The 13,848-nt window shown below is 51.8% G+C and carries 11 protein-coding genes, 2 pseudogenes and 1 riboswitch; of the genes and pseudogenes, 5 read left to right on the forward strand and 8 right to left on the reverse strand.

Going from position 1 to position 13,848, the window contains the following annotated elements; translation table 11 throughout:
- Nucleotides 1–129 precede the first annotated feature (129 nt).
- The 3 genes from ETC02_RS09070 to ETC02_RS09080 are packed head-to-tail and all read right to left on the reverse strand — an operon-like array spanning nucleotide 130 to nucleotide 3,880.
- A complete protein-coding gene (locus ETC02_RS09070) occupies nucleotides 130–1,242 on the reverse strand; it encodes a GerAB/ArcD/ProY family transporter (RefSeq protein ID WP_050368427.1) in 1,113 nt (370 codons plus the stop codon).
- Nucleotides 1,243–1,268: 26 nt separating this feature from the next.
- On the reverse strand, nucleotides 1,269–2,354 hold the full coding sequence (locus ETC02_RS09075; protein WP_050368426.1) for a Ger(x)C family spore germination protein: 1,086 nt from the start codon (nucleotides 2,352–2,354) through the stop codon (nucleotides 1,269–1,271).
- A gap of 11 nt (nucleotides 2,355–2,365) precedes the next feature.
- A complete protein-coding gene (locus ETC02_RS09080; protein ID WP_050368772.1) occupies nucleotides 2,366–3,880 on the reverse strand; it encodes a spore germination protein in 1,515 nt (504 codons plus the stop codon).
- A 140-nt stretch (nucleotides 3,881–4,020) separates the two neighbouring features.
- Here ETC02_RS09080 and ETC02_RS17500 point away from each other — a divergent pair, with 140 nt between their 5' ends.
- A complete protein-coding gene (locus tag ETC02_RS17500) occupies nucleotides 4,021–4,224 on the forward strand; it encodes a hypothetical protein (RefSeq protein WP_198518521.1) in 204 nt (67 codons plus the stop codon).
- Between the two features lie 174 nt (nucleotides 4,225–4,398).
- Here the strand turns inward: ETC02_RS17500 and ETC02_RS09090 are convergent, their stop codons facing one another.
- Complete coding sequence (locus tag ETC02_RS09090; RefSeq protein WP_171698218.1) at nucleotides 4,399–5,445, reverse strand: YkvI family membrane protein; 1,047 nt, start codon at nucleotides 5,443–5,445, stop codon at nucleotides 4,399–4,401.
- A gap of 160 nt (nucleotides 5,446–5,605) precedes the next feature.
- On the reverse strand, nucleotides 5,606–6,352 hold the full coding sequence (locus ETC02_RS09095; RefSeq protein WP_033011882.1) for a FixH family protein: 747 nt from the start codon (nucleotides 6,350–6,352) through the stop codon (nucleotides 5,606–5,608).
- A gap of 267 nt (nucleotides 6,353–6,619) precedes the next feature.
- Here ETC02_RS09095 and ETC02_RS09100 point away from each other — a divergent pair, with 267 nt between their 5' ends.
- The 3 genes from ETC02_RS09100 to hepT all read left to right on the forward strand — a co-directional run bounded on the left by ETC02_RS09100 (nucleotide 6,620) and on the right by hepT (nucleotide 9,863).
- Complete coding sequence (locus tag ETC02_RS09100; RefSeq protein WP_171698219.1) at nucleotides 6,620–8,752, forward strand: ATP-dependent Clp protease ATP-binding subunit; 2,133 nt, start codon at nucleotides 6,620–6,622, stop codon at nucleotides 8,750–8,752.
- Between the two features lie 294 nt (nucleotides 8,753–9,046).
- The gene (gene mntA, locus ETC02_RS09105) at nucleotides 9,047–9,454 is read left to right on the forward strand and encodes a type VII toxin-antitoxin system MntA family adenylyltransferase antitoxin (RefSeq protein ID WP_050368421.1); all 408 of its coding nucleotides are present in this window, start codon (nucleotides 9,047–9,049) and stop codon (nucleotides 9,452–9,454) included.
- Nucleotides 9,444–9,863: a type VII toxin-antitoxin system HepT family RNase toxin gene (gene hepT / locus ETC02_RS09110; RefSeq protein WP_033005519.1), complete on the forward strand. Its 420-nt coding sequence runs from the start codon at nucleotides 9,444–9,446 to the stop codon at nucleotides 9,861–9,863. The genes mntA and hepT overlap by 11 nt, the downstream gene beginning before the upstream one ends.
- Before the next feature lie 27 nt (nucleotides 9,864–9,890).
- On the opposite strand, the pseudogene ETC02_RS09115 reads toward hepT, so the two are convergent.
- From ETC02_RS09115 to ETC02_RS09125, 3 genes and pseudogenes are all read right to left on the reverse strand, one after another.
- Nucleotides 9,891–10,229 (reverse strand): annotated as a pseudogene (locus ETC02_RS09115) (TetR/AcrR family transcriptional regulator); the annotation flags it as partial.
- A gap of 163 nt (nucleotides 10,230–10,392) precedes the next feature.
- On the reverse strand, nucleotides 10,393–10,911 hold the full coding sequence (locus ETC02_RS09120; protein WP_050368420.1) for a GNAT family N-acetyltransferase: 519 nt from the start codon (nucleotides 10,909–10,911) through the stop codon (nucleotides 10,393–10,395).
- Between the two features lie 220 nt (nucleotides 10,912–11,131).
- On the reverse strand, nucleotides 11,132–12,826 hold the full coding sequence (locus ETC02_RS09125) for a M3 family oligoendopeptidase (RefSeq protein WP_050368419.1): 1,695 nt from the start codon (nucleotides 12,824–12,826) through the stop codon (nucleotides 11,132–11,134).
- Nucleotides 12,827–13,124: 298 nt separating this feature from the next.
- Here ETC02_RS09125 and ETC02_RS09130 point away from each other — a divergent pair.
- Nucleotides 13,125–13,376: pseudogene (locus ETC02_RS09130) on the forward strand (transposase); the annotation flags it as partial.
- Nucleotides 13,377–13,664: 288 nt separating this feature from the next.
- Nucleotides 13,665–13,845: riboswitch (Lysine riboswitch) on the forward strand.
- Nucleotides 13,846–13,848 lie beyond the last annotated feature (3 nt).

Raw genomic sequence — 13,848 nt, forward strand, 5'->3', positions numbered from 1 at the left:
AAACAAAAAAGGCCATACCCCTAGGATACAGCCGTCCCTAGTTTTTTATAGAGGGTTTTGCTAGAAACCTCTCCCGTACAAGCGTACGGAATTGCGATTCTTCTGTTTTTCTTCTTTACTATACCATACTTATGGCTTTTGTTGTAGCGCCTTTTTCACTTTTTCCGCCATCCATACGTACACATACAGAAGCGGAACATACACCGCGACAAGATAAAATCCCGCCTTCGCTGTCCATTCCGTCAACTGCTCAATATGTGTCTTCTCCTGAAAAAACATTCCCCCGACAAACAAGCAAGCGAGCAACACCGGAAGCGAACGGCGCTGCTGAACAGCAAACAGCTGTTTGATCACGCGCGTCGCCGCCCAAATAGAGACCGCGATGATCGGGAACACAACGAGCACATAAATCGAGATGACAATATACTCCATCCGCTCGATAAACGGCACTTCCGGAATTTTGGCCATCGTCAGCGTCGGCCATGTAATATGCTGAATTTGCTCTTTGTTATAAAACACGATGGAGATAAGGATCAAAACAAAATAAATGAACATCGTAAACGCGTTGGCCGCATGCGCCCACTTTTGCGAGGACGGAGCCTGTTTTAAAAACGGGTAATACATCAGCAGCATTTCAAACCCTAAATATGGCAGCACCATCTCTTTCGATGCTTTTGCCAATTGCCCAAACGAATGGTCGAACACCGGCAATAAATTCCGGTATTGAGCATACTCAAGCGGAAAGAAAACCATCGGAAAAATCGTCAACAGCGGAGTCACCACCCCCCAAACGCATAAGCCGACAACGACGCGAAACCCGCCGGAGACGACATAATACGTCATCAGCAAAAACATAAGGCTGAACTGCCACACCCCCATCAACGGGAACACCCATACTTTAATGATTTCAATGTATGATTGAAGCACCATAAACGCCGCCAACGCGTAGTAAAAAAGAAGTCCAAGGCTCAGCACCCCGCCGATCCACCGCCCGAAGTACTGTTCATGAAGCGACACGAGGTCTCCGCCTGATGGCAAATGCGACAGCAGCCGATACATGAGCCAAATCAACACGTGCGCCGACAGCCCGGCCATTAAGACTGCCATCCAGGCATCCTGCCCCACCTCTTTCATCAGTGGACGCTGAAAATTGAGTGCCCCGACCCCAACTTGCGTAGCATGAATGACAAAAAACACAAGAAACGGGGAGATGAGAAACCGTTCCTGAATGGCCTGCTTCATCCTAATCCCTCCTCATGTTCCCCGTCTTATTCGCCAATACCGGTATGGACGATATCCACCGTGACGTGCGGGCGGATGTCTAGATCCGGGTATTCACGGTAAAACGCGTCGGAATCCCAATGTCTTGTCACACCGCGAACAAAATCGCCGATGCCGAGCGGGTCAATCCGTTTTTTCTGAAAATAACGGAATAACCGACGCATATTATGCTCCAATTCGTTTTGCATTTTTTTCTTCACATCAGCAAACAAATCTTGATCCGGCTGATCGAGCCATGACGGGTAATCCCGCACCGACGCATGGATATGGACGAACACATCAAGCACATGGCGGCTTCCATCACGCTTCCATTCATATTTCGACTTCGCCCATAAGTTTTGCAGCATCACCCGATCCTCGCCCTGTTTCCCGCGATTCCCAATCTTCAGCTGGTAGACGCCGTTTTTCGTTTCTCCAAGCAAAATTTTCATTAAAAACGAATCACGCAAACTCACATGCCCCACGTATCGGTCGTCGCGAAACAACGCGACCCCTTCAAGCTTGACGAAATCTCCTTTTTTCTCAAAATACGGCAAAAACGGATCGCTGCCTGGGGAAAAATAGCGATACAAAAACAAGTGCAAATTCGTTTTCGGCAAGTTCATCGACTGCTCATTCTGCTCCACCAGATTCGGCAAATACAACGTATCGCTCAGCGTCGTGTTCGCCGCGATTTTCAGCAGCTCCTTCGCGCTTTCTTCCGCCACGCCAAGCAGCAAATGACTGCCGACTTTGTTGTTGCGCGCGAGGCTGTGCGTAATTTGCGTCACCCCCCGCCTGGCAAACTCCTTGCCGAACAAAATCAAGCGCAGCTGCCCTTCCTCAACCGGCAGCGCGGATTTCGATGACAGGCGCGGAATCAAGTCGTAGACCGTCGGCGACGTCGTCGTCAGCATATTCGGCTTTGTCATCGGCCCTTGCTTGAACGTCGGGTACACCGCGGTGCCCGTGTAGCGGCCGTTCTCGAAATCATACCCCATCTGTTGGATAATTTGAATTTCATCAATCGGCCGCGAACTGGCGCAGCCGCCAAGCAACAGCAGCGCACCGAGCCATAGAAGCCCACGCCTCATCACGATCCCCCTTACTCATCAATATCGCGTTTTTGCTTCGCCGCATTCGGATCGTAACGAAACCGCGACCGCGGACGAAGAAACATCGGCCGCTCCGCCGTTTCACTGTATGGCGAACGAACGAATGTATCGCGGAAGCTGCGCACACGAAATGGATAAAACGGCAGCAAATACGGATAGCCAAACGACTGCAGCCGCCCTAAATGAATGAGCAGCCCGCAGACGGCAAAGATAATGCCGATCCCGCCCCAACATGCAGCAAACAAAATAAACGGAAACCGAATGAACCGGATCGTGTTGGACATTTTGAAAATCGGCGTTGTAAACGAAGCGAGCGCCGCCAACGCGACGACAATCAACAAAATCGTACTCGTCAGCCCGGCATCAACGGTTGCTTGCCCGATGACAATCCCGCCGACAATCCCGAGCGTTTGTGCGACTTTCGTCGGCAGCCGCGCCCCGGCCTCGCGCAACAGCTCAATCGTAATTTCCAAAAACAGCACCTCGAGCACCGGAGGGAACGGCACGTTCGAGCGGGAATAAATGATCGGGCCGAGCAAGTCTTCGGGAATCATTTCATAATGATACGTCAGCACCGCCACATAAATCGGCGACGCCAACACCGAGAACGCAACGCCGAAAAACCGGATGAGCCGGAAAAACGTGCCGAGCACCCATGGCAAATAATAGTCTTCCGGCGACGTAAAAAAATCGAAAAGAGCGGCGGGGCCAATCACGGCATACGGGGAGCCGTCGCAAAAAATGGCCACCTGACCCGACACAAGCGCATAGATGGTCCGGTCGATCCGCTCGGTCGAGATAAAAAGAGGAAACGGCGTCCGTGAATTGTCCGCAAGCAGCTGATCCAAAATGGCGTTGTCAAACACGACGTCAAAATGAATGGACTCAAGCCGCTGCGTCACCGTTTGAACGACTTCCGGATTGGCGACGCCATCGATGTAGGCGATGACCACTTTCGTTTTCGACACCGAACCAATCGACATTTCCCGAAAGACAAGATTCGGCGTCACCACTTGCCGGCGGATGAGATGCAAGTTGACCCCGACGTTTTCCACAAATCCGACTTTCGGTCCGACGACGCTGAATTCGTTTTCCGAATCATTGTTTTCCCGAAGCCCTAAATTTTCGGCGGCGGCGCTCATGAGCGCCGCTTTGTTTGGCTGCTCGCGGAAGGTGACCGCGACAAACCCTTTCAGCACCTTCTCTTCAATCAGTGCCGTATCTTCGCTCACCTCAATGCGCTGAATCGGCACGATTTGCTGCAAGTCTTCCAAACGGACAGTTGGATGGTTTGGAATGTCGTTTTGCAAATGGCAAAGAATCCGCTCTTGCAGCACTTGCGGATCGACGAGTGAATCAAAATAATAAATCGACAGCTCCTTGCCTCCCACAACAAACGACACTTCGACAAAATCGCTCGATTGCCGCAGCGTTTCCCAAAGCTGCGAAATGGGCCGCTGAGGGGGGCGTTTTTTCTTTTTTTTCCAAAATGAGAATAAACCCACGAACATCCCCTCGCCTTTCCGTTTACGGCATAGTCTCCCAACCGATCGATATTTTTATGCATCCCCCTTTCATCCTATTGATTCGACAAAATCTTCTATATATTATTGAAAATAGACAAATGAAAAAAGGAGAATCGTCTATGAGCGAACTGACGAAACAGCGTCGGTCGAAACGAGCGTTGAAAAAAGTGACAGAAACGGCGGACTTTTCCGATATGGTGCAAGAGACGGCGGCGGGGCTCGAGCGGCAAACACTCGCTCTTCATGAACTGGCGGGAGAAGCTGACGCCCTGGCCGCCGCAGCCCGCAATTTGGAAGCGATGATCGCCCGTTTTCGCTCGTAATCATGCTTTCAACATCCGCATGCGGGAGGACCATCTCGAAAAAAGCCCCCGTTTTGCGAAATGCAATGAAAGCGAGGGAATGCCTATTGGGTGGGCGGTGTACGGAAAAACAATAAGCCCTTTCACCCCCCGCACCAGAACAGAAGAGGCAGGGAAAGCGAAAGGGCCTGTTTGCTAACGCGGCAGCTTGCGGCGCCAAAGGAGCCACAATAACATCAGGCTCATGTAGCCAAACAGCGGATAAAGAAACGACAACAACTCCCCATAGCGAAACGGGCTGACCGCGGTAAACACCAACACGAGCAGCACGCCGATCCCTTTTCCACTGATCGGCACCCAAATGCGCGCTTGACGGGCAAGCCCAAACAAGCCGCCGATGACCGAGGTAAAAATTTCTCCGTAAATGACGACGACATACAACCAATACAGCATGGCAAAAAACGCACGAACTACTTCGGCCATCGGAATATCGTAACCATCCTTTTGCGGAAACGACAGCAACACAATATGGTTGAGAAGCAACAACCCTGTTAGGATCCCCCCACCCAACATCGCCCCGCGCTTCACCGCCCGCTCACTGGCCGCTTCGCGGGCAACGGGCACCAACACCGCTTGCGCCATCGCCAAGTTAAACGCCGCATACGAAAACGGGGACAACATTGCCTTCAGTGAATAATCCGATGCCGCTATATCCGGTCGGCATAAGTCGCCAGCCATCATCATTTTGATCCATACGGCAACGCTCAAGATCATCATCATCGGCACGACGAACACGTTGACGCCAAACAATCCTTTGCGGTCAAGCAGCATGACCAAAAGCGCCAACCCGAGCGTCAGCGTGACGCCCGCCTGCCTCGGCCAGCCGATCTGCTCTTCAAACACGGCACCCGCCCCGGCGATCATCACCGCCGTCACCCCCGCGATCATCACCGTCATCACGAGCGTCACAAACGGGCTCAACATGTTCCCGAACAAATAGCGATTCAATTCATCATATGACGCGGCTCCAATGCGGCGCGCCATCACCATTAGGCGCGCGCCGCCCCATATAAACAAACAACCGCTGATGATGATGCCCACCGTTCCAGCCGTCCCATAACGAGTGAAAAATTCCATAATCTCTCTTCCGGTCGCAAATCCTGCCCCAATCACCGTTCCAACGTAAACAGCAGCGATTTGCCACGCCTCCGACCACTCGTGTCTCTTGCCCAAATCCTCCATCTCCCTCTCTTGTCCGTTGCTTTTCCATATATATGTATATGTCCGGCATGGACAAGAAAGACGACAGAACGAAAAAAGAAGGCATCCGAGACAAGATGCCTTCTCACACACCGCAAACTCTCTTCATTAATATGGCATGCGATGTGAAATCGCGTTTCCATCAATGAACCGTCACGTGTTCGACTTGATGTTCGTGCAGCCCGCCGCTTCCTTCGACGTGCACTTTCACCGAATACGTTCCTTTGTTGGCAAACGTGGCCATGGCTTCGTACTCGCCGTTTCCTTTTTCCTTTGCATCGACAAATTCATGCTTATTGTCCGCCTGCCAAATCTCAAAACGAACGGTCGCACCTGTCAACGGCTTCCCATCTTTGGAGAGGCGGACGGTCAACGCCGCCGGTTTTCCGGCTTCGAACGAACGGGACGACAGCGAAATGGCGACGGCGCCATGATGGTGTTCTTCAGCACTGCCTTGGGAATTTTCGCGCGCACCGTCGGCCGTCGCCGCCTGTTCCGGGCTGCCGGCGACAATATCTTTCTTCGGCATGTTATGCATGTCGCGCGCCGTCACATGGGCGACGACCGAATATGTTCCCGCTTCGGTGAACGTTTTTTCCACCGAGTATCGGCCGTCGCCGTCATGCTTCGCTTCAAGCATTTCCCGCTCGTCGCTTCCATGCTTCCATACTTCAAACTTGACTTCGTTCGCATCGTCTACTTTTTCGCCGCCGTACGTCACGACGCAGGCGAGCTTGGTCGGTTTGTTCAAATCGATATGATCCGGCGCATCGATTTTCACGTCAAGCACGGCCGGCGTCTCGGCTTGCTTGTTGTGATTTGTACAAGCAGCCATGATCATCATCCCCAAAAGTACAACAGCAAACGCGAAACCAACCTGTCTTCTCATCTTCACCTTTCTCCTTTTTCCTTCAAATTCATGATCATCATGAGCACCAAAGACGGAGTCTTTTCCGCCTCTTTTTCTGTTTTTCACTTTATCATAGTTTTGCCGCACCTACATTAGTATTCACCATTTTTTCAAAAACATTTCATCGTTATCACAATTTTTTTGTACAAAACACTTGAAAGTCAAAAAAGGTCAAAGTATAATAAAGTCGGAAGGTCAAAGAAAGTCAAAGTCAAATCCCGAATAAGAGAAAAGGGGGTATGTCTCATGCTATGCCAAGCATGCCAACAACGTGAAGCAACAGTGTTTGTCAACTTGCAATGGAACGGGGAAAAACAACAACTTCACCTGTGCCATGAATGCTATGAAAAGCAAAAACAACAACTGTCCATTCCGATGAACTTCGGCTTTTCACCGTTTTCCTTTGATGACTTCTTTACTAGCCCGTTCACAGCCGCCAACGCCGGAATGAGCGCGCCGAAAACGATGGCGAAGCGCCCGCAAAGCCATGGCGGTGGATTTTTGGATCAATTCGGCCGCAACTTGACGCAAATGGCGAAAGCGGGCTTGATCGATCCGGTCATCGGCCGCGACAAAGAAATCGCCCGCGTGATCGAAATTTTAAACCGCCGCAACAAAAACAACCCGGTGTTGATCGGGGAGCCGGGCGTCGGGAAAACAGCCATCGTTGAAGGGCTGGCGCTGAAAATCGCCGAAGGGCAAGTGCCGGAAAAACTATTGAACAAAGACGTGTACTTGCTTGACGTGGCGTCGCTTGTCGCCAACACCGGCATCCGCGGTCAATTTGAAGAGCGGATGAAACGGCTCATCGCCGAATTGCAAGAGCGGAAAAACATCATCTTGTTCATTGACGAAATCCACCTGCTCGTCGGCGCTGGCGCCGCTGAAGGCTCGATGGACGCCGGCAATATTTTAAAACCGGCGCTCGCCCGCGGGGAACTGCAAGTCGTTGGGGCGACGACGCTCAAAGAATACCGGCAAATTGAAAAAGACGCGGCTCTTGAGCGCCGCTTCCAACCGGTCATCGTCCACGAGCCGACCGTTGAGGAAGCGATCGCCATCTTAAAAGGCATCCAGCCGAAATACGAACAATTCCACCATGTCCGCTATACGGATGAAGCGATCGAAGCGTGCGTGAAACTGTCGCACCGCTACATTCAAGACCGCTTCCTCCCGGACAAAGCCATCGACTTGCTTGACGAGGCCGGCTCGAAAGCGAACTTGCGCCTCGGTCCGACCGATGAAAAACAACTGCAAGAGCGGTTGATCCAAATCGCGAAAGAAAAAGAACAAGCGGCGAAAGAAGAAAACTACGAATTGGCGGCGAAACTGCGCGATGAAGAGCTGAAGCTCGAAAAACAACTCGAGCAAGGCGTCAACCAAGAACGCCCTGTCGTCGATGCCGCCGACATCGAACAAATCATCGCCGAGAAAACCGGCATCCCGGTCGGCAAGCTGCAAGCCGATGAAAAAGAAAAAATGAAACATCTCGAAGAACACTTGGCGAAAAAAGTGATCGGCCAAGCGGAAGCGGTGAAAAAAGTCGCCAAAGCCATTCGCCGCAGCCGCGCCGGCTTGAAAGCGAAACACCGCCCGATCGGTTCGTTCTTGTTCGTCGGCCCGACCGGCGTCGGGAAAACGGAGCTCGCCAAAACGCTCGCCGAGGAGCTGTTTGGCACAAAAGACGCCATGATTCGCCTCGATATGAGCGAATACATGGAGAAACATTCCGTCTCGAAGCTGATCGGTTCGCCGCCGGGCTATGTCGGCTTTGAAGAAGCCGGCCAGCTGACGGAAAAAGTACGCCGCAATCCGTACAGCATCATCTTGCTTGACGAGATTGAAAAAGCGCACCCGGATGTGCAGCACATCTTCCTGCAAATTTTGGAAGACGGCCGCTTAACCGACAGCCAAGGCCGCACCGTCAGCTTCAAAGACACGGTCATCATCGCGACAAGCAACGCCGGTGTGACCGACAAAAAAATCACCGTCGGCTTTGAAAAAGAGGGCAACGGGCAAACAAGCGTCCTTGACTCTTTGAGCGCCTACTTCAAGCCGGAATTTTTGAACCGCTTCGACGCCATCATCGAGTTCAAGCCGCTTGAAAAAACGCACTTGCTTGAGATCGTCGACCTGATGCTCGCCGATGTCAAAGCGGCGATGCGCGAACAAGGCATCGAACTCGAAGTGACCGAAGCGGCGAAAGAAAAACTGGCCGAACTCGGCTACCATCCGGCCTTTGGCGCCCGCCCGCTCCGCCGCGTCATCCAAGAGCATGTCGAAGACAACATCGCCGACTGCCTGCTTGACGCGGATCAATCGGTGCGTGCGATCCGTATCGATGTCAAGGACAATGCCATTGTGGCGGAAATCGCCTAATTGTGGCGTAACGCCCAACGCGCACACCTATATCATCCATCACCCGAATGACTCGAACATCGCCCCATCCCGTTTTCGGGGTGAGGAAGTGTTTTAGGGAAGAGCAGCAAAAAGAGCCGCCCCGAAGTTTGTATGTAAGGAGGAAATGAATCAATCAGCCCCTGCTTCTTTCGCTCAGAGGGATTGGCGCATCATCGCCATCCCTTTTTCTTTTTCCATCTTTTCGCCAAGAACAATAAGATTTTGCTATTAAGATTTTGCTATAATGAAGAAAAACGCAAGGGGGCATCGCGATTGCCAAACGAAATGGAGACGATCATCATTCAGACGCTCCGCCCGGCTCTTCACCCGTTCGTCATCTACCTGTTCGGTTCAGCCGCCCGTGGGGCGATGCGCCCGGACAGTGATGTCGATATCGCCTTTGTCAGCGACGGCGAACCGCATGATCCGTATGAGCTGTTTCGGCTCGCGGGGCATTTGGCTGACAAGTTAGGGCGAGATGTCGATCTTGTCGATTTGCGCCAAGCCAGCACCGTGTTTCAAGCGCAAGTCGTCTCGAGCGGAAAGGTGATCGATTGTTGCGACGAACGGAAACGAATGGAGTTTGAAATGAAAACGTTGAAAATGTATGCAAAGCTGAATGAAGAGAGGGCGCCAGTATTAAAACGAATTGCAGAAAGTGGGTCGGTGTATGAAACATGATGTGATTTTGAATAAGGTCAGCATCATTGAACGATGTCTGAAACGAATTGACGAAGAATATGACCACGACCCCCAAAATTTACAAAATTATACAAAACAAGACTCGATCATTCTCAATTTACAGCGGGCGTGCGAGGCATGCATCGATTTGGCCATGCATATCGTGGCCGAGCAGAAATTCGGACTGCCGCAGCATAGCCGCGATGCGTTCGCTCTCCTCGAAGAACATGGGGTCATCTCCCCTTCCGTAAGCAAAAAGATGAAGGCGATGGTCGGATTCCGCAACATCGCCGTTCACAACTACCAACAACTGAACCTTGGCATTTTACAAGCCATCATCGACCACCATCTCGATGATTTTAAACACTTTGCCAAAGCCATCCTCGATTATGCCAAGAAAAACGGCTAGGCCGGCTCCCACGCGGAAGCCGGCCGTCTAGCGCCGCAGACCGTTCATCAACACGTGAATCGTCCGCTCCATTTCCGCCTCATCGTCCCAATGGTGGTCAGGCAAAAGGAGAAAGCGGGCGGCCAAAAAGCCGGCGAGCGATGTGATCGTCAAGCGGATGACCGAATCAACCGGCAGCTCGGCCAACTCCCCTTTCTCTTGAAAATGGCGGACAATGCGGGCGAATTTTGGATACACGTGCTCTGTAAACACGCGTTGAAAGCACTGTTTAATCTCGGAATGAAAGGCAACCTCCTGCCAAAGCACGCGAATCGCCGGCAAATACGTTTTCACAAAGGTGTAGCGGTTGGCGAGCACCGCGCGGACATCCAACGACACATCGTGGATGTCCACTTTTTTCCAAACCGTTTGGAGACACGCTCGACTTGAATACATGGATTGGCGGTCATTGCTTTTCTCCTCTTTGCATAGTAGTGAGTAATCACTCACAAAATACATTTTTTAAGCTGCCGACGGTTCGGCAGTCCACCTACTGTTCCATCAATTGGACGTCTCGCCAGCCGTAGCACCACTCCCATAATGCTTTTCCACCGATTTCCACCCTTTCCTCGGCCAGTTTTTCACCGCCAAGCCGTTCGTAAAAACCGCGTGACGGATTGTCGGCAAGCACCCAGACGACCAGCGAATGAATGCCTTTTTGCGCCAAATGGCGGATCAACGCTTGAACGAGTTGCCGGCCGAGCCCTTTTCCTTGCACCTCTTTAAGCAAATAAATCGCATACAGCTCCCCGTCATACTTCGCTATCAGACCGTCGGCTGCCCGATTTGGTCCGCCGGAGACGAATCCAACGACGCGTCCGTTTTCCTCGGCGACAAACACGGAATGGTCCGATTGGCGGAGCACCTTCTCCCATAACGTTTGTTTTTCTCCCACTGCCAACGTCTCCAAGTACGCGTCCGGCACGATGCCGCTGTACGTCGTCTTCCAACTTTCGACGTGGACCGAAGCGATGGCCAGTGCGTCGACCCATGTGGCTTTACGGATCATCGTTTTCCCCCTTTTCCCCAGTTTGATAGAAGTTTTCAAATTGAACGCTCTCCCACCTACGCTTGAGCTTTGAGGTGAGAGATTGTTGGAAACACCCGCCCCACAGCAGGCTGTCAACCAAGCCATCCCCGCCCAACACGTGGAAGTGGGGGTCTTCTCGGCGCGAGATGATAAAGAAAAGCAGGGCGGTGCTGTTCCCGCCCGCCTTCTTTGCTTCTTTTTACAAGGCTTTGTCATCGACACTGTCCAACCACCGCTCGATATGGCCGACGACCGAAGCGACCGCCCCGTCAGCAAACGGCGACACGAGGTTGGCGCTTTTGACGAGCTCGGTGAACGGCCGGCTGCCGCCCAATCGGCAAAGCGCCACATAGTCACGCCACGCCGCAGCCAGGTCGTCTTGCGCCCGCTTCCAAAATTGAAACGCGCACACTTGCGCAAGGGTGTAATCGATGTAATAAAACGGATCGGTGTAAATATGCCCTTGCCGCTGCCAAAACCCGCCGCGCTCAAGGTAGTCATGGCCGGCGTAGTCTCTTGTCGGCAAATACGCTTTTTCGATGCTGCGCCAGACACTCTTCCGCTCCGCTGGCGTCATATCCGGGTTCTCGTAGACCGCGTGCTGAAATTCATCGACCGCCACGCCGTACGGCAAAAACAAGAGCGCGTCGCTCAAATGGGCGAACCGGTATTTGTCGGCGTCGTCGGCGAAAAACAGCTCCATCCACGGCCAGGTGAAAAACTCCATGCTCATCGAATGGATTTCACACGCCTCAAGCGTCGGCCAGTTGTATTCCGGAATGTCGTAATGACGGCTTTCATACACTTGGAACGCATGTCCGGCTTCATGGGTCAATACGTCAATGTCGCCGGATGTGCCGGTAAAGTTCGAGAAAATAAACGGCGCCTTGTAATCATCGATATACGTGCAATAGCCGCCGCCCGCCTTCCCTTTTTTGGCGACGAGGTCCATCAATTCGTGTTCGACCATATAGCGGAAAAACTCGCCGGTTTCCGGCGACAGCTCTTCATACATGCGCCGGCCGTTTTCGACAATCCAGCTGGCATCGCCTTTTGGCGCCGGGTTGCCGGTTGGAAACATAAACGGTTCGTCGTAATAGTAGAGCTTCTCGACCTTGATGCGCTGCCGCTGGCGCTCGCGCAGCTTGGACGCGAGCGGGACGATGTGCGTTTTTACCTGCTGGCGATAGCCTGCAACCATGTCGGCATTGTAATCGGTCCGTCCTAAACGGGCATAGCCGAGCTCAACAAAGTTTTTGAACCCAAGCTTCCGGGCGATCGCTGTGCGGACGTGGACGAGCTCATCATACAGCTCATCGAGCTCTTTTTCGTGGTCCGTGAAAAACGAAAACCGCGCTTCGCTCGCCCGTTGGCGCATCGTGCGGTCCGGCGACTCGACAAACGGCTGCAGCTGGGCGAGCGTCCGCTCCTCTCCTTCAAACATGATTTTCGCCGATGCAATGAGCTTGGTATATTCGCTGGCCAGCTTGTTTTCTTTTTGCAAGTCTTCGACAACCGCCGGCGCGTATGTTTTCAGTTGCGTTTCCGCCAACGCAAACAGCTGTTTTCCCCACACTTGTTCCAATTCAGCGCGGAACGGCGAGGAAACAAGCGCGCGGTAATAATCGTTGACGAGCCCCTTGACGACCGGCTCGGTTTCATCGAAAAAGTCCTGTTCTTGTTTATAAAATTCATCGTTTGTATCAATCGTATGGCGGATGTGGCAAAGGTTCGCCATCGTGCTGTAGCGGCGGCGCAGTGCATTGATCCGCTTCATCGCCTCGTGCTGCAAGGCGGCGCTCCCGGCACGGCGGAACGAATCAAGCGCTTCTTGAAACGATGCTTGCAATTGAGCGATGTCCGGCCGCTCGTAACGAAATTCGGAAAACTTCATGCTCTGTCCCTTCTTTCCTTTCATTTTTACATTTTTTCATCACTTAGCCGACCTACTGTTTATTCGCCATGAATCCTCAAAATCCTTCTCGATTTCCTATTCTCTGGGTTCATCACCACAAATTATACTAATCATTTCACTCATATTTCGCAACCTTTGCATAATATATAAAAACCACCCATATATGCGCATAAAAAGGCTCTTCACCAAAATTTTGCGCTTTCTCTTTTCCATCGGTCCATCAGGCGCGTTGGAAATCTTTATCTGAGAGAGCGTGCAAACGTTCCGAAAGAATGTGCAAAATCTGGAACAATTGGAGGCTTGGATTCATCGTTATTCGTTTTGTTCTTGTTCAGTTGTGCGAGCCATCGCAAAATCACTCGTCAAACGAACAGACGAAATCATATCATGCATTTTATCGTCTTATTCGAATGGGAAAATGGAGGAAACGAATAACAAGATTAAGCGGATCAAACGTCGGGGATACGGATACAGAAATATCCAACGTTTTGCATTTCGGGTTCGGTTAGAAACAGCTAACATACTTTAATGGCTAGTGCAAGTACATCTTTTAGTTTTTAGTGATGAACCATTCTCTGAACAAATTTCCATTTTATTTCCTCATAGAAAAAGAAGGCAACTATCATGATCTTGATCTTCGCAACCATTTCTATTTTTCAAAAACAAATCATATTCCCATTCGCGCCCTCTTCCCCCTATAAATAGCGGCCATGGATTGGGAATCTCGTCCCATCTTCTGTATTTTCCAAAAACATATTGACGTTTTTTGTCGAATTGAGTAATATAATGTCGACAACGATATACCCCCTCTCCACTTCAATGGGATAGAGGTTGCGGTGAACAAAAGTAGCGCTGTCGAGGCTCGGAGCGGTCGATGATGCAGCGGGAAAGGGTTCACCGCCGAAGTTTGCGGCGCGCTCCGGCGGCGCAAGCTGGGCCTGCGTCCGAACAGGCGCAGGACTGCCATCGCCCTTGGGCGATGGAGCGCTATCGCCATTCAG

The organism is Geobacillus sp. DSP4a (genome assembly GCF_013096875.1).
In the GTDB taxonomy this organism is placed as follows: Bacteria; Bacillota; Bacilli; order Bacillales; family Anoxybacillaceae; genus Geobacillus; species Geobacillus thermophilus.

Excerpts from the sequence above, each read along its gene's own strand:
- hepT (WP_033005519.1), top strand. The coding sequence starts at position 9,444 with ATGAAACATGATGTGATTTTGAATAAGGTCAGCATCATTGAACGATGT.
- ETC02_RS17500 (WP_198518521.1), top strand. The coding sequence starts at position 4,021 with ATGAGCGAACTGACGAAACAGCGTCGGTCGAAACGAGCGTTGAAAAAA.
- ETC02_RS09075 (WP_050368426.1), bottom strand. The coding sequence starts at position 2,354 with ATGAGGCGTGGGCTTCTATGGCTCGGTGCGCTGCTGTTGCTTGGCGGC.
- ETC02_RS09090 (WP_171698218.1), bottom strand. The coding sequence starts at position 5,445 with ATGGAGGATTTGGGCAAGAGACACGAGTGGTCGGAGGCGTGGCAAATC.
- ETC02_RS09120 (WP_050368420.1), bottom strand. The coding sequence starts at position 10,911 with ATGATCCGTAAAGCCACATGGGTCGACGCACTGGCCATCGCTTCGGTC.
- ETC02_RS09125 (WP_050368419.1), bottom strand. The coding sequence starts at position 12,826 with ATGAAGTTTTCCGAATTTCGTTACGAGCGGCCGGACATCGCTCAATTG.
- ETC02_RS09095 (WP_033011882.1), bottom strand. The coding sequence starts at position 6,352 with ATGAGAAGACAGGTTGGTTTCGCGTTTGCTGTTGTACTTTTGGGGATG.
- ETC02_RS09100 (WP_171698219.1), top strand. The coding sequence starts at position 6,620 with ATGCTATGCCAAGCATGCCAACAACGTGAAGCAACAGTGTTTGTCAAC.
- ETC02_RS09070 (WP_050368427.1), bottom strand. The coding sequence starts at position 1,242 with ATGAAGCAGGCCATTCAGGAACGGTTTCTCATCTCCCCGTTTCTTGTG.